This is a genomic window from Aeromonas sp. QDB11, from assembly GCF_027705265.1.
Classification (GTDB): domain Bacteria; phylum Pseudomonadota; class Gammaproteobacteria; order Enterobacterales; family Aeromonadaceae; genus Aeromonas; species Aeromonas allosaccharophila.
Genome location: NZ_JAPDBM010000062.1, coordinates 1 through 21,353, shown reverse-complemented (window position 1 = coordinate 21,353; position 21,353 = coordinate 1). Strand labels below are relative to the sequence as shown.

Annotated in this window: 19 protein-coding genes; 10 read left to right on the top strand and 9 right to left on the bottom strand. The window is 57.9% G+C overall.

Features of this window, described 5'->3' with window-relative positions; translation table 11 throughout:
* Positions 1-140: 140 nt before the first annotated feature.
* A complete protein-coding gene (ahpC, locus tag OKC40_RS17840; protein WP_011705621.1) occupies positions 141-707 on the bottom strand; it encodes an alkyl hydroperoxide reductase subunit C in 567 nt (188 codons plus the stop codon).
* Between the two features lie 681 nt (positions 708-1,388).
* Positions 1,389-1,835 carry a CBS domain-containing protein gene (locus tag OKC40_RS17835; protein ID WP_270796331.1) on the bottom strand — a complete coding sequence of 149 codons (447 nt, stop codon included), beginning with the start codon at positions 1,833-1,835 and terminating at the stop codon, positions 1,389-1,391.
* Positions 1,836-2,047: 212 nt separating this feature from the next.
* Here OKC40_RS17835 and queA point away from each other — a divergent pair, with 212 nt between their 5' ends.
* From queA to nlpI, 7 genes are all read left to right on the top strand, one after another.
* The gene (gene queA, locus OKC40_RS17830; RefSeq protein ID WP_270796330.1) at positions 2,048-3,100 is read left to right on the top strand and encodes a tRNA preQ1(34) S-adenosylmethionine ribosyltransferase-isomerase QueA; all 1,053 of its coding nucleotides are present in this window, start codon (positions 2,048-2,050) and stop codon (positions 3,098-3,100) included.
* Positions 3,101-3,174: 74 nt separating this feature from the next.
* Positions 3,175-4,311, top strand: coding sequence for a tRNA guanosine(34) transglycosylase Tgt (gene tgt, locus OKC40_RS17825; protein WP_270796329.1), 1,137 nt, complete (start codon positions 3,175-3,177; stop codon positions 4,309-4,311).
* Between the two features lie 52 nt (positions 4,312-4,363).
* A complete protein-coding gene (gene yajC, locus OKC40_RS17820; protein ID WP_042063375.1) occupies positions 4,364-4,699 on the top strand; it encodes a preprotein translocase subunit YajC in 336 nt (111 codons plus the stop codon).
* 18 nt (positions 4,700-4,717) lie between these two features.
* Entirely contained in the window at positions 4,718-6,571 is a 1,854-nt protein-coding gene (gene secD / locus OKC40_RS17815) for a protein translocase subunit SecD (protein WP_042063373.1), read from the top strand.
* Positions 6,572-6,581: 10 nt separating this feature from the next.
* On the top strand, positions 6,582-7,529 hold the full coding sequence (secF, locus tag OKC40_RS17810) for a protein translocase subunit SecF (RefSeq protein ID WP_042656348.1): 948 nt from the start codon (positions 6,582-6,584) through the stop codon (positions 7,527-7,529).
* An 84-nt stretch (positions 7,530-7,613) separates the two neighbouring features.
* On the top strand, positions 7,614-7,982 hold the full coding sequence (locus OKC40_RS17805; RefSeq protein WP_270796326.1) for a rhodanese-like domain-containing protein: 369 nt from the start codon (positions 7,614-7,616) through the stop codon (positions 7,980-7,982).
* Positions 7,983-8,072: 90 nt separating this feature from the next.
* Complete coding sequence (nlpI, locus tag OKC40_RS17800) at positions 8,073-9,017, top strand: lipoprotein NlpI (RefSeq protein ID WP_287867858.1); 945 nt, start codon at positions 8,073-8,075, stop codon at positions 9,015-9,017.
* Between the two features lie 65 nt (positions 9,018-9,082).
* On the opposite strand, the gene OKC40_RS17795 is transcribed toward nlpI, so the two are convergent.
* Together OKC40_RS17795 and ubiU are read right to left on the bottom strand one after the other, a co-directional pair.
* Positions 9,083-9,955 (bottom strand): U32 family peptidase, encoded by an 873-nt coding sequence (locus tag OKC40_RS17795; protein WP_270796324.1) that lies wholly within the window; start codon positions 9,953-9,955, stop codon positions 9,083-9,085.
* An 11-nt stretch (positions 9,956-9,966) separates the two neighbouring features.
* The gene (gene ubiU, locus OKC40_RS17790) at positions 9,967-10,962 is read right to left on the bottom strand and encodes a ubiquinone anaerobic biosynthesis protein UbiU (protein ID WP_139406247.1); all 996 of its coding nucleotides are present in this window, start codon (positions 10,960-10,962) and stop codon (positions 9,967-9,969) included.
* Between the two features lie 189 nt (positions 10,963-11,151).
* Here ubiU and ubiT point away from each other — a divergent pair, with 189 nt between their 5' ends.
* The gene (gene ubiT, locus OKC40_RS17785) at positions 11,152-11,685 is read left to right on the top strand and encodes a ubiquinone anaerobic biosynthesis accessory factor UbiT (protein ID WP_270796321.1); all 534 of its coding nucleotides are present in this window, start codon (positions 11,152-11,154) and stop codon (positions 11,683-11,685) included.
* On the opposite strand, the gene OKC40_RS17780 is transcribed toward ubiT, so the two are convergent.
* Entirely contained in the window at positions 11,638-12,054 is a 417-nt protein-coding gene (locus OKC40_RS17780; RefSeq protein WP_270796319.1) for a hypothetical protein, read from the bottom strand. The two genes, ubiT and OKC40_RS17780, sit on opposite strands and share 48 nt — an antisense overlap.
* 379 nt (positions 12,055-12,433) lie before the next feature.
* Entirely contained in the window at positions 12,434-13,816 is a 1,383-nt protein-coding gene (locus OKC40_RS17775; RefSeq protein WP_270796317.1) for an amino acid permease, read from the bottom strand.
* Positions 13,817-14,215: 399 nt separating this feature from the next.
* Between OKC40_RS17775 and OKC40_RS17770 the strand changes: the two genes are divergently transcribed.
* Complete coding sequence (locus OKC40_RS17770) at positions 14,216-14,512, top strand: hypothetical protein (RefSeq protein ID WP_270796315.1); 297 nt, start codon at positions 14,216-14,218, stop codon at positions 14,510-14,512.
* A 254-nt stretch (positions 14,513-14,766) separates the two neighbouring features.
* Here the strand turns inward: OKC40_RS17770 and ppsR are convergent, their stop codons facing one another.
* Positions 14,767-15,579: a posphoenolpyruvate synthetase regulatory kinase/phosphorylase PpsR gene (gene ppsR / locus OKC40_RS17765; RefSeq protein ID WP_270796314.1), complete on the bottom strand. Its 813-nt coding sequence runs from the start codon at positions 15,577-15,579 to the stop codon at positions 14,767-14,769.
* A 348-nt stretch (positions 15,580-15,927) separates the two neighbouring features.
* On the opposite strand from ppsR, the gene ppsA reads away from it, so the two are divergent.
* On the top strand, positions 15,928-18,312 hold the full coding sequence (ppsA, locus tag OKC40_RS17760) for a phosphoenolpyruvate synthase (RefSeq protein ID WP_270796312.1): 2,385 nt from the start codon (positions 15,928-15,930) through the stop codon (positions 18,310-18,312).
* A gap of 69 nt (positions 18,313-18,381) precedes the next feature.
* On the opposite strand, the gene OKC40_RS17755 is transcribed toward ppsA, so the two are convergent.
* Together OKC40_RS17755 and asp are read right to left on the bottom strand one after the other, a co-directional pair.
* Complete coding sequence (locus OKC40_RS17755; protein WP_270796310.1) at positions 18,382-18,840, bottom strand: serine protease chaperone; 459 nt, start codon at positions 18,838-18,840, stop codon at positions 18,382-18,384.
* A gap of 18 nt (positions 18,841-18,858) precedes the next feature.
* Positions 18,859-20,733 carry a serine protease Asp gene (gene asp, locus OKC40_RS17750; protein ID WP_270796308.1) on the bottom strand — a complete coding sequence of 625 codons (1,875 nt, stop codon included), beginning with the start codon at positions 20,731-20,733 and terminating at the stop codon, positions 18,859-18,861.
* Positions 20,734-21,353: the final 620 nt, after the last annotated feature.

Sequence of the window (21,353 nt, the reverse complement as noted above, 5' to 3'; positions counted from 1 at the left end):
TTGTGATTGCGGGTCGGCGTGAAATTTGAGCCGGAAAGGTGACCGGCACATTTAACGCTGGCCGGAGCGCTGACCGGCGCATTTAACCGGGCCGGAAAGCAGACCGGCCCTGAAGCGGGCCGGTCTTGGAAGCGGGAGGCTTAGATCTTGCCTACCAGATCCAGGGACGGGGCCAGAGTGGCGTCGCCTTCTTTCCATTTAGCCGGGCACACTTCACCCGGGTGAGCGGCAACGTACTGGGCAGCTTTGACCTTGCGCAGCAGTTCCAGAGCGTCACGACCGATGCCGCCAGCGTTGATCTCGACGATCTGGATGATGCCCTGCGGGTCAATCACGAAGGTACCGCGGTCAGCCAGACCAGCTTCTTCGATCATCACACCGAAGTTGCGGGTGATGGTACCAGTCGGGTCACCAATCATCGGGTACTGGATCTTCTGGATGGTGTCAGAAGTGTCGTGCCACGCTTTGTGGGTGAAGTGGGTGTCGGTAGAGACAGAGTAGATCTCGACGCCCAGCTTCTGGAATTCAGCGTAGTTGTCAGCAAGGTCGCCCAGCTCGGTCGGGCAGACGAAGGTGAAGTCAGCCGGGTAGAAGAACACCACAGACCACTTGCCTTTCAGGTCAGCGTCAGACACCTGAACGAATTTGCCATTGTGGTAGGCGGTAGCATTGAACGGCTTGATTTCAGTGTTGATGTAGGTAGACATGTAATTGCTCCTTGGTGATGTACATATGCCGGTCTGGTGTTGAAGAGTCTTGCCAGACGAGGCGCTTAACTTTCGATGGATTCATCATAGGGGCTTTGGTTAATCGATAAAAGCCGCAATTTTGAATCGCTTAAATCTACTTATTAGATAGCTCACTATGGCTGTACCTAACATGAATATCTCTGGCGTACAGAGATAACTCCTTGTCGTGGTTCAATATCTGTGCGGTACATCGCCTTTTCAAGGCATGGCAAGCCGTGTGCAGCCGCGATGAGATAAACGGTGGCGCAAACAGGTGGCGCAGGAGGTTGAGGGAACTGGTCGCAGCGATGGGGATGTGCTGACAAGGGGGGGAGCAGAAAACGCGGATAAAAAAATCCCGGCGCTATCGTAACGACAGGGCCGGGTCATCAAACAAGGAATGGCTATATAAACAAATGCTTTACAGCAAAGACTAACTACGGGGTGTGCAAACTTGCAGACATATGAGAGGAAGATAATGGGTGCACAATCCCTCGTCTCCCCCTCGGCAACTATTGCATGAGGGGGATAATAGTGTGACACAGATCACAAGGCAAGTATTTGGTGTAATTTTTCAATCAAAATGAAAGTGTTTCATGATTTTAGCCTATTTTGACGGCTGAAAACGCTTTTATTGTAATTTAATTACATTAATGGCAATCAAAAGTCGGTGGGTGGCTCCTGCTCTTCCATCAATTCCAGCAAGTTGATGGCCACGGCAATAAAGTCTGACTCGGTGACAATGCCGATCAGCTTGCGTCCTTTGAGTACCGGCAGGCAGCCATATTTGTGCCGCTGCAGGTAGAGTGCCGCCTCCTTGATACCGGCGTGGGGATCCACACTCGCGACCTGGCGGGTCATGATCTCGTCGAGTTGCACGCTGTCGGTGAACTCGGCTTCCCGCTCCGAATTGATTAGCAACAGCTTGGATTCGCGGGTGGCCAGGATATCGGTAAGGGTCACCAGACCCAACAAGTGGTGCTGCTCGTCGACAATGGGAATGTGGCGGATCCGTTCCTGCTGCATCAGGTCCATCGCCTGTTTGACACTGTTTTCCGGACCCAGAGTGAAGGGATGTTCGGTCATGATTTCGGATAGGGTCATCATGGTGGGCCTCCTTGTGTATCTGCTTTCACCCTAGCCCAGCCACCACTGGTAAAACATGATCAGGGTCAATACAGATCATTAAAGAATCATTAACCGGAGGCGTGTCTCAATATTGCTCGCTATCCCTTGTCTCTCTTGGGTTTTTGGTCTTTTGGGTTGCCTTGGAAGATGGGGATAACTAGACTAGCCGCCGATTCCCCCCGAGGTGAAAGATGCAAGTATCCGATTTTCATTTTGATCTGCCAGACGAGCTGATTGCCCGCTATCCGATGGCAGAGCGTACCGCCAGCCGCCTGTTGCAGCTCGATGGTCAAACTGGCGCCCTGCGCCACGGTCAATTTGTTGATGTGCTGGACCAGCTCAACCCCGGTGACCTGCTGGTATTCAACAACACCCGTGTCATTCCGGCGCGCATGTTTGGCCAGAAAGCCAGCGGCGGCAAGCTGGAGGTACTGGTGGAGCGCATTCTGGACCCGCACAGCGTGCTGGCCCATGTCCGTGCCTCCAAGGCGCCCAAACCGGGCACCCGGATGATCATGGATGGTGGCGTGGAGGCAGAGATGCGTGCCCGCCACGACGCCCTGTTCGAGATCCACTTCCTCGACCCGCGCCCGGTGCTGGAGATTTTGGAGGCCATCGGCCACATGCCGCTGCCCCCCTATATCGACCGTCCCGACGAGGATGCCGACAAGGAGCGCTACCAGACCGTTTACAATCAGAAGCCCGGCGCCGTTGCTGCGCCGACCGCCGGTCTGCACTTTGATGAGCCGCTGCTTGAGAAAATTCGGGCCAAAGGGGTTGAAACGGCCTTCGTGACCCTGCATGTAGGGGCGGGGACCTTCCAGCCGGTGCGGGTGGAGAAGATTGAAGATCACCATATGCACTCAGAGTATGCGGAAGTGCCGCAAGAGGTGGTGGATGCCATCGCGGCAACCCGTGCCCGTGGTGGCCGGGTGATCGCGGTGGGAACCACCTCGGTGCGTTCGCTGGAGAGTGCGGCCAAAGTCACCCTGGCGCAGGGCAAAGCGCTGGCGCCATTCTTCAGTGACACCGATATCTTCATCTTCCCTGGCTACCAGTTCCAGATTGTCGATGCCATGGTCACCAACTTCCACCTGCCGGAGTCGACCCTGATCATGCTGGTCAGCGCGTTTGCCGGTTATGACCACGTGATGGCGGCCTATCAGGCTGCCGTGGCCGAAAATTACCGTTTCTTCAGCTACGGGGACGCCATGTTCGTCACCCGTCGCCAGGCTGAGGCATAAGCTTCAGCGTATTTACCGGGCCGTGAGCGGCCCTCCTATTGTCAGACTGTTTATCTGACGCAGCCGAGGTAGCAATGAAATTTGAACTGAAAACCACCGACGGCCGTGCCCGTCGCGGTCAACTGGTGTTCGAACGTGGCGTGGTACAAACGCCGGCCTTTATGCCGGTCGGGACTTACGGCACCGTCAAGGGGATGACCCCTGAAGAGGTGCGTGAGTCCGGTGCCCAGATCCTGCTGGGTAACACCTTCCACCTCTGGCTGCGCCCGGGTCAGGAAGTGATGCGCGCTCACGGCGATCTGCACGACTTCATGAACTGGCAGGGCCCGATCCTGACCGACTCCGGTGGTTTCCAGGTATTCAGCCTGGGCGACATTCGCAAGATCACCGAAGCGGGCGTCCACTTCCGTCACCCCATCAATGGTGAGAAGATCTTCCTCGACCCCGAGAAGTCCATGGAGATCCAGTACGATCTGGGCTCCGACATCGTGATGATCTTCGACGAGTGCACCCCCTATCCGGTCAGCTACGAAGATGCCCGCAAGTCGATGGAGATGTCCCTGCGTTGGGGCAAGCGCTCCCGTGACAAGTTTGATGCGCTCGGCAACAAGAACGCCCTGTTCGGCATCATTCAGGGCTCGGTCTATGAAGAGCTGCGGGATGTCTCCCTCAATGGCCTGCTGGAGATCGGCTTCGACGGCTATGCGGTCGGCGGCCTGGCAGTGGGTGAGCCCAAAGAGGATATGCATCGCATCCTCGAGCACGTTTGCCCGAAAATTCCGGCCGACAAGCCGCGTTACCTGATGGGTGTTGGCAAGCCGGAAGATCTGGTGGAAGGGGTGCGCCGCGGTATCGACATGTTCGACTGCGTGATGCCGACCCGCAACGCCCGCAATGGTCACCTGTTCACCACCGATGGCGTAGTGAAGATCCGCAACGCCAAGTATCGCAACGACACCAGCACCCTGGATGCGGATTGCGATTGCTACACCTGCAAGAACTACACCCGCAGCTATCTGTATCATCTGGACAAGTGCAACGAGATCCTCGGTGCCCGTCTGAATACGATTCATAACCTGCGTTACTACCAGCGTGTAATGCAAGGTTTGCGGGACGCGATCGAGCAGGGTAAATTAGACGACTTTGTAACAGAGTTTTACCGTCGGCAAGGGAAGCCTGTGCCTCCGCTAGCTGAAAAAGACGTGAAATAACAACGACATATAAGTTTTTTATCAAATCTACATCAAAACAAGAGGTTGTTAAATGAGCATTATCTCCAAGGCGTATGCAGAAGGCGCAGTTCCGGGTGCACAGGGTGGTGGTATGGAAATGATCATCATGCTGGCCGTGTTTGGCCTGATCTTCTACTTCATGATCTATCGTCCCCAGGCCAAACGCGCCAAGGATCACCGCAATCTGATGACCTCCTTGTCCAAGGGTGACGAAGTGCTCACTTCCGGTGGCCTGGTTGGCAAGATTGCCAAAGTGGCTGCCGATAGCGATTACCTGGTGATCGCCCTGAACGACCAGACTCAAGTCACCATCAAGAAAGACTTCGTCTCCGCCGTTCTGCCCAAGGGTTCTATCCAGTCCCTTTAATCTCCCAAGGAGCACAGCGTGTTGAATCGCTATCCGCTGTGGAAATACCTGATGGTGGTCTTCGTGATCGCCATCGGTTTTCTATATGCAGCCCCCAATCTTTACGGCGAAGATCCGGCCTTGCAGGTCTCTGCCAGCCGTGGTGCCGAAGTCAAGCTAGATACCCTTGACCTGGTGAAAGAGACCCTTGAAACGGCCAAGATCCCGGTCAAACATGCTGCATTCGAGCACGGTTTTATCCTGATCCGTTTCAAGAACACCGAAGACCAGCTCAAGGCGCGCGATATTGTTGCCAGCAAGCTGGGCGACAACTTCATTACCGCACTCAACCTGGCACCTTCCACTCCCGCCTGGCTCGAAGCCATCGGTGCGGCGCCTCTGAAGCTGGGTCTTGATCTGCGCGGTGGTGTGCACTTCCTGATGGAAGTGGACATGGCCGAAGCACTGACCAAGCAGCAAGAGCAGATGGTGCAGGATTTCCGCACCGAGCTGCGCAACCAGAAGATCCGTTACTCCGGCGTGCGCCGGACCGGCGATCAGGTGCAGGTGATCTTCCGCGATGAAGCGGATCAGGAACGTGCTGTTTCTCATCTGCGTCGTCAGAACCCTGATTTGACCTTCACCACCGAGCAGAAGGGGGATGAGTTCATCCTGCTGGCCGGTCTGAGCGAAGCCAAGATCAAGGAAGTGAAGAAGTACGCTCTCGAGCAGAACATCACCATCATCCGTAACCGGGTCAACGAACTGGGTGTGGCCGAGCCGCTGGTACAACAGCAAGGTGCCGAGCGCATTGTCGTTGAACTGCCCGGTATTCAGGATACCGCCCGCGCCAAGGAGATCCTGGGTGCCACCGCGACCCTGGAATTCCACATGGTGGATGAGGCGGCTGATATTCAAGCCGCTGCCGATGGCCGTGTCCCGCCCAGCTCCAAGCTCTACAACGATCGCAACGGTCGTCCTGTAGTGCTGCAAAAGCGGGTGATCCTGACCGGTGACCACATAGTGGGTGCCCAGTCCGGTTTCGACGAGTACAGCCGTCCCCAGGTCAACATCAAGCTTGATGGCCAGGGTGGCAACAAGATGGCCAACTTTACCAAGGACAACGTCGGTAAAGGGATGGCGACCGTATTTATCGAGTACAAGCCGGTCGGTCAGCCTGGTCCGGATGGCAAGCGCAAGTTCCGCAAGCAGGAGGAGGTGATCAACGTCGCCACCATCCAGTCGCGCCTTGGCAGCCAGTTCCGTATCACCGGTATCGACAACGCCAACGAAGCCCACAACCTGGCGCTGCTGCTGCGTGCCGGTGCCCTGATCGCCCCGATCCAGATCGTGGAAGAGCGCACCATTGGCCCGAGCCTGGGTCAGCAGAACATCGACAGCGGTATGGAAGCCATCGGCTGGGCCATGCTGGTGATCGTGCTGTTCATGGGGATCTACTACCGCGCGTTCGGTTGGGTCGCCAACCTGGCGCTCTGTATGAACCTGGTGTTGATTGTCGGCATCATGTCGATGATCCCGGGCGCCACCATGACCCTGCCGGGTATCGCCGGTATCGTGCTGACGCTGGGTATGGCGGTGGATGCCAACGTGTTGATCTACGAGCGTATTCGTGAAGAGATCCGCAACGGTCGCGGTGTTCAGCAAGCCATCCATCTGGGCTTTGATCGGGCATTCTCCACCATCGCCGACTCCAACGTTACCTCGCTGATCACGTGCGTGATCCTGTTCGGTATCGGTACTGGCGCCATCAAGGGCTTTGCCCTGACGCTGGGCATTGGTCTGACCGCCTCCATGTTTACTGCCATCACAGTTTCCCGTGCCATTATCAACCTGGCTTGGGGTGGACGGCGCATCGACAAGCTGCCCATCTGAGGATAGAGAGATGTTTCAGATTCTACATTTTGAAAAACCGATCCCGTTTATGCGCTATGCCAAGCCGGGTGTGGTTTTCTCTTCCGTGCTGATGGTGATTGCCCTGTTCTTCCTGTTTGATCGGGGTCTGAACTGGGGTCTGGACTTTACCGGTGGTACCACCATCGAGGTGGGGTTCCAGCAGTCGGTGAGCCTGGACAAGATCCACGACGCACTGGAAGAGCAGAAGATTGAAGGGGCAACCCTGCAACACTTTGGCTCCAGCCGTGACGTGCTGTTCCGCCTGACCCCGAAAGAGGGGGTCAAGGTAGAACAACAGGGTAACGAAGTGCTGGCGGCGGCCAAGCTGCTTGACGAGGGCGCAGTGCTCAAACGCGTCGAGTTTGTCGGCCCTTCCGTGGGTGATGAACTGGCGACAGACGGTGCGCTGGCCATGCTGGCCTCCATCCTCTGTATCCTGGCCTATGTGGCGGTGCGCTTCGAATGGCGTCTGGCGCTGGGGGGCATTCTCTCCCTGGTGCACGACGTGGTGATCACCCTGGGCGTGTTCGCCTACTTCCAGTACGAGTTTGACCTGACCGTGCTGGCGGCGTTGATGACCCTGGTGGGTTACTCCCTGAACGATACCATAGTGGTGTTCGACCGCCTGCGGGAGAACTTCCGCAAGGTGCGTAAAGGGGATACCGACTACATTCTCGATCTCTCCATGACCGAGACCCTGAGCCGTACCATCATCACCTCCGGCCTCACCTTCATCGTGGTGCTGGCGCTGCTGCTCAAGGGCGGTGCGCTGATCCACGGCTTTGCCGTGGCCATGGTGATCGGTGTGGCGTTCGGTACCTACTCCTCCATCTATGTGGCGAGTTCGTTTGCCATGTTCCTCGGCGTCAAGCGCGAGCACATGCTGCCGACCCAGGTAGAGAAAGAGGGTGCGGACCAACAGGAAATCCTGCCGTAACAGTGAAGAGCGCCTGATGGCGCTCTTTTCTTATCTCTGCGTGTCGTTTGCTGACGCACATGATTCAAGCAACAGGAGTTTGTCATGCATCACAATCCCCGTTTTTTGGCGCTGGTTGACGGGATCCGCTCCCGTGTCACCGAAACCGATGTTCACCAGATCAAGCGCTGGCAGGATGAAGGGCGCACGTTTCACCTGATTGACGTGCGGGAAGAGAGCGAGTGGGCCAGAGGTCACCTGCCCGGTGCCCGTTATCTTGGCCGTGGGGTGATCGAGCGGGATATCGAGACCCTGTTCCCGGATCCCGAGACCGAGCTCTACCTCTATTGTGGCGGAGGTTTTCGCTCCATTCTGGCGGCGGACAACCTGCAACAGATGGGTTATCGCAAGGTGATCAGCGTAGACGGTGGTTTTTGCGGTTGGCTGGAGGCCGGATACCCTGTCGAATCCTGATTTATTTGAGGTAGAGGGGCACAGCTACATGACAAAGTGGCAGTTGACCTTTACCATATGCGGGGTCAAGCGTAAGCGTCGGAGTGTTCATTGAACGTCAGGAAAGGGATTGGATACCTCCTTGGTATCCTGTTGTTGCTTCCCATGTGGGGTTGCAGCAGTAGCAGTCAGGTTAACACCCCCAAGGTTCCCAAGCCGCAGCCTGCTTCACTGGTTTTGGCGACCCCCCTGCAGGTCTCCTACCAAAGCGAGCTGGCGTTGGCGCGACTCGGGCAGATGCTCAGTGAAATGGAACTGACCACCGAACAGCGGGCAGAGTTGTTCTATGAGCGTGCCGTGGTGTTTGATCGGGTTGGCCTGCGTTCCCTCGCGCGGCTCGATTTCAACCGTGCCCTGCGGGAGAAGCCGGATTTCGCCGAAGCCTACAACTTCATCGGCGTCTATCTGGTACAGCAGCAGAATTACGACGAAGCCTATGATGCGTTCGATTCCGCCCTCGAACTGGCGCCGGACTATGACTATGCCTATCTCAACCGTGGCATCGCCCTCTATTACGGCAACCGTCCCGAGCTGGCCGCGGCCGACATGAAGCGTTTCTACGAGGCGCAGCCGGAAGACCCCTATCGGGTGATCTGGCTCTATCTGGCCGAGCAGAAACTCGACCCGTCGGCAGCCATGAGCCGGATGCGCGAGCGTCTCAACAAGTACGATGACGATGCCTGGAACTGGGATCTGGTGCGCCTTTATATCGGCGAGATCAACGCTTCCCAGCTGATGGGCAACGTGGTGAAAGGGGTGAAGGATAACCGGGAGCTCGCCGAGCGCCTGTGCGAAACCTACTTCTATCTGGGCAAGTTCGAGCTGGGTAAAGGCAACCGCAAGGAAGCCATCAGTTACTTCAAGCTGGCCCTCTCCAACAACGTCTACGATTTTATCGAGCACCGCTATGCGCTGCTGGAACTTGAGCTGATGGCGCGCAAACCCTTGCCGCCAGGCGCCCAGAGCGCCCGCAGCAAGAGTGATCAACCTTCCTGAACCACTGCGTTATCGTTGTAAAAAAGGCCTCGCGATGAGGCCTTTTTGTTGGGCGAATGGCGGGCTTATTCCACCAGACTCATGCCGGGGATCTGGCGCCAGTAGCCGTTGCAGTCGCGATCCTGCTGCAGAGCGAGGGGATGATTGCCCTGCTGGTTAGCCTTGAAGCGAGCCAGCATCTCCAGCGTCTCCATCCCTTGTGGCGAGAGTCTGACTACATCCACCAGACTTTCCATGCCTGCCAGCTCGTTGCCCAGGTTATAGCAGTAGCCGGACTGGGTCTGGATCCCGTTGAGATTGAACACCCGCTGCCCCTCGCGGCTGTTGGCCAGCCGTCCGGTGGGGTAGTTGATGCAGGCGAGCTCGCAGTTGTCCTTTGGCTTGTCGAGGGAGCGGGCGGTGAAGCAGCGCGCCGAGTAGGCGAGCGGCAGATGACCGTAGGCAAACACCTCCACCTCGAACTGGTCGCGCAGGGACCCCAGATCCTGATTGAGCTGGATCAGCCAGTCACGGGAGAGCTCCACCGGCATGACCCAGCGTTTCATCCCCTGTTTGAGCAGCATGCGTAGCACATCGGCGTTATAGGCGTTGATGGCGGGGCCGCAGACAAACGGGATCCCTGCCTCCCGGGCGAGTTGTACCGTACCGAGATCGTTGGCTTCAACCATCAGATCGCCATTGTCGACCAGCCGCTTCACCTCCTTGAGTTCGGAAGGGGCGGAGATGAGGGCGAGGGTCGAGAGCACTACCTGCTTGCCGGAGCTGGCGACCTGACGGGCTAGCGCAATCCAGTCATCGACTTTGAGTTCGCGCCGCTTGCTGCAGACGGTCTCCCCCAGATAGATGATGTCGGCCTGGCTGTCGGCCGCGGCATGGTAAAAGGCTTCGGTATCGGCTTTGGGCCAGTAGAAGAGCAGAGGCCCGAGAGAAAATTGCATGGGTGGACTCCTTATTGCCACTGACGATGATAGGCGCCGAGGGTAGTCTGGCTCCCTTCAGAGACGCGGGCGAGCTGGGCATCCCACTCAGGCTTGACCTGATAGGCCTCGGGATTGGCCTGATAGGCATCGATGGCCGCACGCCAGACCCTAGTCACCTGCTCCACATAGGCGGGGCTGCGCTGGCGCCCTTCAATTTTGACCGACTGGATCCCGGTCTGGAACAGCTCGGGCAACAGGCCAAGGGTATTGAGACTGGTCGGCTCTTCCAGTGCGTGGTAGGTCTGGCCATCCACATCGAAACGACCCTTGCACAGGGTCGGATAACCCGCATTTTCACCTGGGCCGTAGCGGTCGATCAGCACCTCGTTGAGCCGCGACTCGAGGCCATTCGGGGTCTCTTCCCAGCGGACGAATTTGGCCGGTGAGCAGGCGCCGACCGTGTTGGGGCTCTCGCCCGTCATGTAGGAGGAGAGATAGCAGCGCCCCTCGGCCATGATGCAGAGGCTGCCAAAGGCGAACACCTCGAGGCCAACGTCGGTCTCGCGGGCCAGCTGTTTGACCTGATGCATGGATAGCACCCGGGGCAGCACCACCCGTTTGACATTGAATTGCTGCTGATAGAAGCGAATGGCGGCGGCATTGGTGGCGCTGGCTTGCACCGAGACATGGAGTTCCATCTCGGGATAGTGGCGGCTGGCATAGTCCAGCACCGCCAGATCGGCGATGATCAGGGCATCGGCGCCGAGGGCCACCCCGCGATCAACCGCCTGTTTCCATCGTGCATCGGCACCGGGATGGGCAAAAGTGTTGATGGCAATATGCAGTTTGCGACCATGTTGATGCACATAATCCACCGCCTTTTCCAGTTTGCTGTCGGTAAAGTTGAGACCGGCAAAGTGGCGGGCATTGGTGTCATCCTTGAAACCGATATAAACGGCATCGGCCCCGTTATCCACGGCGGTTTTCAGTGCCGGCAAACTGCCTGCCGGACAGAGTAATTCCATTGGTACGCTCCGAGAGTGCATATGAAGGGCAAACGAGCCCTGATTGTATGCAGCCATGCACTCCCGCTTTTTGACCTGAGGCAGCTTTGTGTGGCTTTACCCTTCTTGAGGTAACCCTGCACAAGTTTGATTTCCAACAGGATCTTGCCACTCGCCCTGTGTTTGAATGCGCAAAAAAGGGAGTCTATCGTGTTTCAACAACTGCAACGCCGCCTGGTCGAACAGGCTCCGCGCTTCTTGCGCCATCCCCTCAAGCTGGTTCCCTTCAATCTGCAAAAGCAGTTGATGGAGAGTTTGCTGGCCAGGGTCTTCAAAGAGGCCATCGCAGATGGCGATTTCGCGTTTCTGGCAGACAAGTGGCTGAAAGTCGACGTCTCTGATCTGGAGCTCTGCTGGTTTATCAGTGAGCAGAACGGTCAGCTGGTGGTGGCGCGCGAGTGTGACAAGGCCGATGTCTGCTTCAGCGGCACAGCCAACGACCTTATTCTGATTGCCGGTCGCAAAGAGGATCCGGATTCGCTCTTCTTCCAGCGCAAACTGAAGATAGAAGGGGATACCGAGCTGGGTCTTGAGGTGAAAAACCTGATGGACAGTCTGGATCTCGATAGCTTGCCGAGCCTGATGAAGTATCCCCTGATGGATCTGGCGACGTTTATCGAACGCGCCCGCACCGAGTCAGCGCAGGCTCCGGTGCAGGCGGCGCCGAGCGGGATCCCGTCTTAAGTGGACAATCACCCCGTGGGCATGGCGGCGATAATGGTGCCGTGACCAGAGACAACGACAGGCCCACAGACAGGGCACCAAGGCGATGAGGGCGGTAGGGGCGGGCAGCTGTGACATGGCCAGCCCCACAGCCAGCCAGATGAAGGGCTGCGCTTCATACAGCCACTCCGGCTGCAGCCAGCGTTTGCTCGGAAAGATAATCAGGTCGGTACGCCGGTAACTGGAGCGCATCATCCAGGTCACCGCCCCGGCGATAAACAACAAGGCGCCAGCAAACCAGAGCAGGGGCTGTTCACCCAACATAATGATGGCAATAGCCATCAGCAGGTAGAGGCTGGGCAATCTCTCATAGATAAAGGGAGGAAGCATGGCGTTGTGTCTCCTGTGCCGTTAACCGGATATCCATCAAGTTTAGTTTCTCTCTCTCACTTCCCTCATGCTGGTTTGTTATACAAACAGACGGTTTTGTTCTGAAATTGGACTGACCCCGCCCGAGCAGACGATCCAGCCCTAGAGTTTGAGCATAGGAGGAGCATATGGGCACACCACGATTTACATCTGAATATAAAGAGGAAGCTGTGCGTCAGATCACTGAGCGTGGTTACTCAGTGGCATAGGTCTGTAGTGGTCTACCTGGATCTCGGCCCACATCCTTATCGCACTTATCGCAGGCAGGATGACTGATATGAACAATAAAAAACGCCGATCATCCGATCGGCGTTTGCATTGATGTCGCTAGCTGCGGGCATTAACCCAGATTGGCTGCAACCTTGCTTTGGGCTTGCCCTTTGCGCTTGATGACAAAGCCAATGCCCAGTACCACCAGCCAGGCGGGGATCAGTTCGACCGAGATGCGGAAATCGGGGGTCATATACATGATCACCAGAATACCGGCCATGAAAGCGAGGCAGAGGTAGTTGCCGAAGGGGTACCAGAACGCCTTGAACTTGGGCTGGACACCTTCTGTGACCTTGGCCTTGCGGAACTTGAGGTGCGCGAGGCTGATCATCGCCCAGTTGATCACCAGTGCGGAGACCACCAGCGCCATCAGCAGGCCAAACGCCTTGCCCGGCATCAGGTAGTTGATCAGCACGCAGAGCAGGGTGGCGATCGCCGAGACCGAGAGGGCAACCAGCGGTACGCCACTCTTGTTGGTCTTGAGCAGCGCTTTCGGGCCGTTGCCCTGTTTGGCCAGACCGAACAGCATCCGGCTGTTGCAGTAGACACAGCTGTTGTAGACCGACAGTGCTGCCGTCAACACCACGATGTTGAGTACAGTGGCGACCAGATTGCTGTCCAGAGCGTGAAAGATCATCACGAACGGGCTGCCGCCTTCCACCACTTTACCCCAGGGGTAGAGGGACATCAGAATCGCCAGGGCGCCGATGTAGAAGATGAGGATGCGGTAGATCACCTGATTGGTGGCCTTGGGAATGCTCTTCTCGGGGTTGTCCGCTTCCGCGGCGGTAATGCCCACCAGCTCCAGACCGCCGAAGGAGAACATGATCACCGCCATCGCCATCACCAGACCGCTGATGCCGTTGGGGAAGAAGCCCCCTTGTGCCCACAGGTTGGTGACACTCGCCTCGGGGCCACCGGTGCCAGAGATGAGCAGATAGCCACCGAAGCCAATCATGCCGATGATGGCGACCACCTTGATGATGGCGAACCAGAACTCCATCTCGCCAAACGCTTTGACGTTGGAGAGGTTGATGGCGTTGATCAGCACGAAGAAGAAGGCTGCCGACATCCAGGTCGGGATCTCTGGCCACCAGTACTGGACATAGATGCCCACCGCGGTCAGCTCGGCCATGCTCACCAGCACGTAGAGCACCCAGTAGTTCCAGCCGGACGCAAAACCGGCAAACTCGCCCCAGTATTTGTAGGCAAAGTGGCTGAATGAACCGGCTACCGGCTCTTCCACCACCATTTCACCGAGCTGGCGCATGATCAGGAAGGCGATAAAGCCGCCGATAGCGTAGCCCAGCAGGACCGAGGGGCCTGCCATCTTGATGGTTTGGGCAATGCCCAGAAAGAGGCCAGTGCCGATGGCGCCGCCCAAAGCAATCAACTGAATGTGGCGGTTTTTAAGGCCGCGCTTCAGCTCCTCACCGTCTTGTTTCAAATCCATGGATCTGTCCTTACGTCTCTGTTGTCTCTTGCCGGTATTGGGCTCATCCTGAGCAGGCCGCAGTGCGTAGCCAAAACCTGACGAAAGCTGTATTTATTTCGTTACGATTCGCCATTTTCAATTTTTGTCATTGGCTGGCAACCGAAGCAGAATAGTGATAATCCGCCATGAATGCACCTGTTTTCCATCTCTAATGGCCGTATTTTGTACCAATGGCAGCTTTTTCATGACCTGAAGATGCTTGCTGGTAGTTTTTTGGTTGATGTTTGTGCAATCGAATTCTGTTTTGTTGACATTAGGCGCTATCGGTGAGCTTTTGTGGTGCTGAGTCATAGGTGGATGCAAATGATGCCAAACAAGCGAGAGTGCAGGGAAGAATGCAAGGAAGAGTGCAGGGAGTTGGAGCACAGGGAACGCGAAGGCGTGCTGCAACAAGGGGTTGGCCGGGGAGTGTTGGTGGCGCTCTGGTTAGGGATTGCCGCCAGTCCGCTGCTGTTGCTGGTGGCCGCCACCATGCAGCTGGGCTGGCTGTTGCTCGGTGACCAGGGGTTGCTGTACTACTGGCAGTCGCTGCTGCTGGTTGGCGGGGTGACGGGGGCGCTTGCTGGAGGCTGGTTGGCAGAGCGGGTTCGTCTGCGCCACGGCTTGCTGGCCTTCTATGCCCGGTTGATGAACAACCCTGAGCTCAATCGTTAGTTAACTCTGGCTGTGCGCAGAGCAGAGCAGAGCACAGTAGAGCAGAGCGGAACAGAACGGCGGTTAACGGGCGGCAGGTGACCAGAGCGCAACGACAAGGTTGGCAAGAGAAGGGATAAGCATTTGTGGTGCTTATCCCTTTTTCATCCACGCTTTTCACTGTTATTCATCAAAATGACAGTTCACAGCGCCTGACTTTTACAACGGATGTGTGATTTTTATCTTTTGTTGATGCCGGTAGCTGTCAAGCTGGCTTAACAGAGCTGGCGGCGCAGGCCGGTCGCCTCGAGGACCTTGGCGCTGATCTCCTCCACCGAGTGGGAGCTGGTATCGAGGAAGCGGATCGCCTCCTGGCGAAACAGCCGCTCCACGCAGGCCAGCTCCTGCTCGCACTGCTCGATGGAGGAGTAGCGGCTGTTGGCGCGGCGCTGGTTGCGGATCTCGTGCAGCCGCTGCGGCGCAATGGTGAGGCCAAACAGCTTGTGACGGTTGGCCTTGAGGGGGGCGGGCAGCTCCAGCATCTCCATATCCTGCTCGATAAAGGGGTAGTTGGCGGCGCGAATGCCGAACTGTAGCGCGAGATAGAGGCTGGTGGGGGTCTTGCCGCAGCGGGAGACCCCGATCAGGATGATGTCCGCCTCGTCGTACTCCTTAGTGGTGATGCCATCGTCGTTGGCCAGCGCAAAGTTGACCGCCTCGATGCGATCGTCATAGAGCTTGCGATTCTCCATGCCGTGGGTGCGGTGGAGGCGAGGCTCGGCTTTCACCCCCAACTCCTGTTCCAGCGGGCTGACGAAGGTATTGAGAAAGTCATGGCCGCACGTTTCCGATTTGAGCACCTCTTCCCGTACCAGCGGGTCGACGATGGTGTGAAACAGGATGGGGCGTACCCCGGTCTGGCGGAACTGCTCGTCGATCCGCATCCGCACCTGACGCGCCTTCTCCAGTGTCTCCACAAAGGGGATAGTGATCTGCTCGAAGGCCAGCGGAAACTGGCTCAGTACCGCGTGGCCGAACACTTCGGCGGTGATGGCGGTGCCGTCTGAAACATAAAATACGGTGTGCACGTGGGGCTCCTGTGATACCGGCGTATAGGGCCGCATGGGGTAAAGGGTGAGAAGTATCCCTCGAAACCATACCAGTTTTGTCAACCGGTCTGCTGTGCCCAAGTTGTGAAGTGGCTTGCAAACCTGAATCGTTATCTTTTTGTGTCGCCATTGTAGAATGTTCCGGTCGTTCGACCATCCCCAACCCTTGTTCGGGGATTTTTTTGAAAATCAGTAGAAAACGTTTTCATGGTCGTTGGCAACCAAAGAAACAGACAATAACGCACCTGACTTACCCATAACCTCATCGATTAAATCGGGCGCACGAGGTGCTATGGCATCGGTGCCCACCAATCTGGAGACATCCAAGTGCAACAGTACGTGCTCTGGTACGAACAACTCGGAATGCAGGACGTAGAACGAGTTGGCGGCAAGAACGCATCCCTTGGCGAGATGATCAGCAACCTCTCTGGCGCCGGTGTATCCGTGCCGGGGGGCTTTGCCACCACCGCCTTTGCGTTTAACGAGTTTCTGGAGTCAAGCGGCCTCAACGGCAAGATCCACCATCTGCTCGACAATCTGGACGTGGACGATATCGCCGCCCTCAACCGGGCCGGTCAGCAGATCCGCGACTGGGTGATCGAAGCCCCGTTCCAGCCCGAGCTGGAGCAGGCGATCCGGGTGGCCTATGAGAAGTTGAGTGCAGGCTTGGGTGATGGCATGAGTGCCTCGTTTGCGGTGCGCTCCTCTGCCACCGCCGAGGATATGCCGGATGCCTCCTTTGCCGGTCAGCAGGAGACCTTCCTCAACGTACGTGGCATCGATGCCGTCATGACGGCGGTCAAGCATGTGTTTGCTTCTCTGTTCAACGATCGCGCCATCTCCTATCGGGTGCATCAGGGCTATGACCACAAGGGGGTTGCTCTCTCGGCCGGGGTGCAGCGGATGGTGCGCTCGGATCTGGCCGCCTCCGGCGTGATGTTTACCCTGGATACCGAGTCGGGCTTCAACGACGTGGTCTTTATCACCGGCAGTCAGGGGCTGGGGGAGATGGTGGTGCAGGGGGCCGTCAATCCGGACGAGTTCTATGTGCACAAGCCGACCCTCAAGGGCGGCCGCCCGGCGGTGGTGCGCAAGACCCTCGGCTCCAAGTTAATCAAGATGACCTACTCGGACGATGCCGGTCACGGCCGTCAGGTGAAGATTGTCGACACCGATGAGGCCGAGCGCAGCCGCTTCTGCATCACCGATGAGGAGGTAATGGCGCTGGCGAAACAGGCCCTTATCATCGAGCAGCACTATGGCCGCCCGATGGATATCGAGTGGGCCAAGGATGGGCAGGATGGCCAGCTCTACATCGTGCAGGCGCGCCCGGAAACCGTGCGCAGCCGTCAGGAGGCCAACACCCTCGAGCGTTTTGCCCTCAAGCAGTCGGGCAAAGTGCTGATCGAAGGGCGCGCCATCGGCCACAAGATTGGCGCAGGCCCGGCGCGGGTTATCTCCTCCATCAGCCAGATGGACGAGGTACAGCCCGGCGATGTGTTGGTGACCGACATGACCGACCCGGACTGGGAGCCCATTATGAAGCGGGCCTCCGCCATCGTCACCAACCGGGGCGGCCGCACCTGTCACGCTGCCATTATCGCCCGCGAGCTGGGTATTCCGGCGGTGGTGGGTTGTGGCAACGCCACCGACCATATTCAGCCGGGTCAGCGGATCACTGTCTCCTGCGCGGAAGGGGATACCGGTTTTATCTATGACGGCGAGCTGGACTTCGACGTGGCGGTGACCGAGGTGGGCAACATGCCACGGTTGCCCATCAAGATCATGATGAACGTCGGCAACCCGGACCGGGCCTTTGACTTTGCCCAGTTGCCCAACGCTGGCGTAGGGTTGGCGCGCCTGGAGTTCATCATCAACCGGATGATCGGGGTGCACCCCAAGGCGCTGCTGGAGTTTGACCAGCAAACGCCAGAGCTGCAGGCCACCATCGCCAAGATGATCGCCGGTTACGACAGCCCGCGGGAGTTCTACGTGGCCAAGCTGACCGAGGGGATCGCCACTCTGGGGGCGGCGTTCTGGCCGGAGCGGGTGATCGTGCGGATGTCGGACTTCAAGTCCAACGAGTACGCCAATCTGGTGGGCGGTCGTGGCTACGAGCCCCACGAGGAGAACCCGATGATCGGTTTTCGTGGCGCGTCCCGCTACATCGCCGACAGCTTCCGCCCCTGTTTTGCCCTCGAGTGCGAGGCGATCAAGCGGGTGCGTGATGTGATGGGGCTGACCAACGTCGAGGTGATGATCCCCTTCGTGCGCACAGTGGGTGAGGTGGAGCAGGTGATCGAGATCCTGGCCGAAAACGGCCTGCGCCGCGGCGAGCGGGGGCTCAAGGTGATCATGATGTGCGAGATCCCGAGCAATGCCCTGCTGGCGGACAAGTTCCTTGAGCACGTGGACGGCTTCTCCATCGGCTCCAACGACATGACCCAGCTCACCCTTGGGCTGGACAGGGATTCCGGGCTGATTGCTCACCTGTTCGACGAGCGCAACGAGGCGGTCAAGGCGCTGCTGTCGATGGCCATTCAGGCCGCGCGCAAGGCGGGCAAGTATGTGGGGATCTGCGGCCAAGGCCCATCTGATCACCCGGACTTCGCCGCCTGGCTGGTGGAGCAGGGGATTGATTCACTATCCCTCAATCCGGATACCGTGGTCGATACCTGGCTCTATCTGGCGGAGCAGCATGGTGCCAAGTAAGCCACTGCCAAAATGAGCTGAACAGAAAGGGGGCCATGATGGCCCCCTTTGTTATCTGTGTGACGTGGACTATTTCGGCTGCTGTTCGGCCCCCGACAGCTCGATCTGCACATTCACCCCTTCGCTCTTGAGCTTGGTGGCGATGGCGTTGAGATCGGTGCCCGGTTTGGCCTCCAGCAGGGCGATACCGCCACTGATCTGCTTGAAGCTCAGGCCGTGGCGGCTTGCCAGTGCTTTGGCGCTGGCATCGTCAGCTTCAACCAGCAAGGTACCGCTGACGGTGAGCTCGGGGCTGGCGGCCCCTTGCATCAACACGTCGCCGCGGCGCAGGGTCTGCTGCGGGGCCTTGCCATCAAGACTGCGGGCGACCCGCTTCTTGCTGCCGTTGTCAGGAATGAGGTAGGTCTGGCCGTTCACCTCTATGGTGCTGTACTGCTTGCCATCCATGGTGACCGACTCCTCGGCGCAGAGCTGTCCCGAGAGGGGGGCCAGCAGGGTTGCCAGAAGCAAGGTAACAGGTTTGTTCATGGTAATACTCCTAGCGTGTTAGCTGCGGTTGGCATCGTGACCCAGGACCCGCAGGGACCATGAGATCAGCTTGCCCGGTTGGCGATTGTTGCGCTCGATCAGGGTGGTACGCTCCCCGGTTTCGCGATTGAGCAGCGAGACCTGGCGGGTACCGTTGGCAACGTCGGTTACCTCCAGTCGCCAGTCGCCCTCGGCCGCTTCACCGTAGAACTTGTGGGAGAGCAGGCGCATGTCGCGCAATCCCTTGGTTCGCACAAAGCCCAGCTGCTGTTGGTCGAGAGATTGGCCGACCAGGCTGTTGAAGGGGCTCAGCAGGATGCTGCGGGTGCCGGAGGGGGAGACCAGCTCAATCAGCAGATCGGGCAGGCGCTGATGATCCAGGCTCACCATCACCTGAACCGCTTCCACCGTCAATGGTGTCGCGATGCGGGTTGTTGAGCTGGTCGGGCTGTTGCCCACATCCGCAATGGCGGCGGTACTGCCGGTGACATTGATCTTCTGCCACGGCAGCTGCACCAGCGGGGGCAGCGGCTGGTGATTGGCTGCCAGCTCAAGGGCCTTGTTGACGTCGATCAGGCCAAAGCCGTAAGTCGGGCTGAACCACATGCCGGCGGCATTGCGCTCCCACCCTTCCAACCCTTTCACGTCGCGCACCTTGCCGCTGCTGCTGGTGTAGCTGACCATCACAGGTTTATGTGTGGCATCGACCCGGGTCGCACTGCGCGCCAGCAGATCCCGCAGGTCCCGCACCGGCAAGTCCGGGTAGGCGGACATCAGCAGTGCCATGGCGCCGGAGGTGCTGGGGGTGGCGGAGGAGGTGCCGTTCATCACGCCGTTGTAGTCGCAGCTGGCATCCAGTTGCGGATTGCCGTGCAGCCGGTTGGTGCTGGGATCATTGGTGCGGTTGTAGCCCATGTCGCAGCCGGGCAGATCCGTGGTGACCATCGCCGGCGAGTCGGTACCGTACTCGCCACCGGTGGCGCTCAGGAAGACGTTGCTGCCGACGCTGGAGTAGGAAGATCTGGTCCCGTTGGCGTTGAGGGCGCTCACCACCAAGTTCCAGAAGTTGCTGTTGGAGGGATCGAGGTTGCTGTTTTCAAACGGCAATTTGGGACCATTGCCGGTGCGGTTAAGCACATAGCCGCCCGCCGCTATCTTGTTGAAGCCGTTGCCGGCGGCCTTGATATAGGCCGCGCCCTGCGCCTTGAGGGTCTGCTGTTCAAACAGGCGGTCGAGCTGGGATTGATCCAGAGAGTTGGCAGAGCGGGGATCCACCACACTCATGCCGTAGCTCTGGTTGAACACCCGGTTGTCGCGGCTGGCATCGCTGTCGCCAAGGGCGTAGAGCCAATCCTTCTGTAGTTGCTGGCTGTTGTCATCCAGCAGGTTGAACCCCTGCAACTGGGCTCGCGGGGCGATCCCCTTGGTACCAATGGCGTTGTCTACCGCCGCAATAATGCCGGAGACCGAGGTGCCATGCGCCGTATCCGGATCGGTCGGGGTCGGATCATCGCTGCCGGTCACCACGTTTTTCGAGCCCGGACGCACGTTGTCCGCCAGATCCGGGTGGGCGATGGCCAGACCATCATCCACGACGGCCACATTAACACCCTGACCCAGCACGCCGGTGCGATGAGCCCACCAGAGGTTGAGATCATTGCCCGCTACGCCGCCACGGGCGCTGAACCCATCCTGCCCGCTGTTGAGCAGATACCACTGCTGATCCTGCAGGGGATTGGTACCTGGCAGGCAGCGCTCGGTGCTGCTGCGTCCGATATCCACGCCGCTCTCCTTGCCGGTGAGCGGCGCACAACCTTCATTTGCCTGAACGAGCGCACTGGGCAGGCTCGACAGCAGTGCTGTGATCGCCAGTGCTAACGATGTTTGCTTCATTATTTTTAAACTCCATCTTGGATCGCACCATCCTGGGTGCGACGGAAATCTATACACGGGTGATAGGGGTTCAAAAAGAGCCATTTTTAAAAAGCGCAACGAGGTTCAAAGAAATCCGATCTAGTTTGTGGTAGGTATTCCAATGACGCTGATTATGTGTTCTATTGAGAATGTTTCTCACCGCTCATTACTGATCTTTTTATCTGTAATTCACTCTCTTGTAACTCTCCTTCGCCGCAGCCATCCCGATTCGGGGCAATCCCGAAGGCGTCATCGTGCGCTCTTGGAAATAAACGGCATGGGGGTGTGTGCCAACGTGTGCGCTGATATGCGTTCGGATGAGACAGCAAGGGTGATGAGGTGGGGGTGGGCCAGTGGTTTATTGCTTGGCGGCGGTGGATGGCTCTGTTATGGTAATTAAAATAGCCGTTTGGATGGCTAGATTGCTGTGGTGTGAAGGGCGTTACTTCTGAAGGTTGCCCCGCCGCAGGCCCATATCTTGATGCGTACCTGACAGGGAGTCCCTATGCCGTTTCGTTCCTTCTTAACCTGAGATCGGTTTAAGCCAGCATTATCACGGCTTGCTCTTCGGATGTAAGATTCAAGGCTGGCTTGTTGTC

Coding starts and splice junctions, on each gene's coding strand:
- OKC40_RS17805 (WP_270796326.1), top strand. CDS start 7,614: ATGCATCACAATCCCCGTTTTTTGGCGCTGGTTGACGGGATCCGCTCC.
- OKC40_RS17835 (WP_270796331.1), bottom strand. CDS start 1,835: ATGATGACCCTATCCGAAATCATGACCGAACATCCCTTCACTCTGGGT.
- yajC (WP_042063375.1), top strand. CDS start 4,364: ATGAGCATTATCTCCAAGGCGTATGCAGAAGGCGCAGTTCCGGGTGCA.
- ahpC (WP_011705621.1), bottom strand. CDS start 707: ATGTCTACCTACATCAACACTGAAATCAAGCCGTTCAATGCTACCGCC.
- tgt (WP_270796329.1), top strand. CDS start 3,175: ATGAAATTTGAACTGAAAACCACCGACGGCCGTGCCCGTCGCGGTCAA.
- OKC40_RS17780 (WP_270796319.1), bottom strand. CDS start 12,054: ATGCTTCCTCCCTTTATCTATGAGAGATTGCCCAGCCTCTACCTGCTG.
- secF (WP_042656348.1), top strand. CDS start 6,582: ATGTTTCAGATTCTACATTTTGAAAAACCGATCCCGTTTATGCGCTAT.
- OKC40_RS17795 (WP_270796324.1), bottom strand. CDS start 9,955: ATGCAATTTTCTCTCGGGCCTCTGCTCTTCTACTGGCCCAAAGCCGAT.
- queA (WP_270796330.1), top strand. CDS start 2,048: ATGCAAGTATCCGATTTTCATTTTGATCTGCCAGACGAGCTGATTGCC.
- OKC40_RS17775 (WP_270796317.1), bottom strand. CDS start 13,816: ATGGATTTGAAACAAGACGGTGAGGAGCTGAAGCGCGGCCTTAAAAAC.
- OKC40_RS17755 (WP_270796310.1), bottom strand. CDS start 18,840: ATGAACAAACCTGTTACCTTGCTTCTGGCAACCCTGCTGGCCCCCCTC.
- ubiU (WP_139406247.1), bottom strand. CDS start 10,962: ATGGAATTACTCTGTCCGGCAGGCAGTTTGCCGGCACTGAAAACCGCC.
- asp (WP_270796308.1), bottom strand. CDS start 20,733: ATGAAGCAAACATCGTTAGCACTGGCGATCACAGCACTGCTGTCGAGC.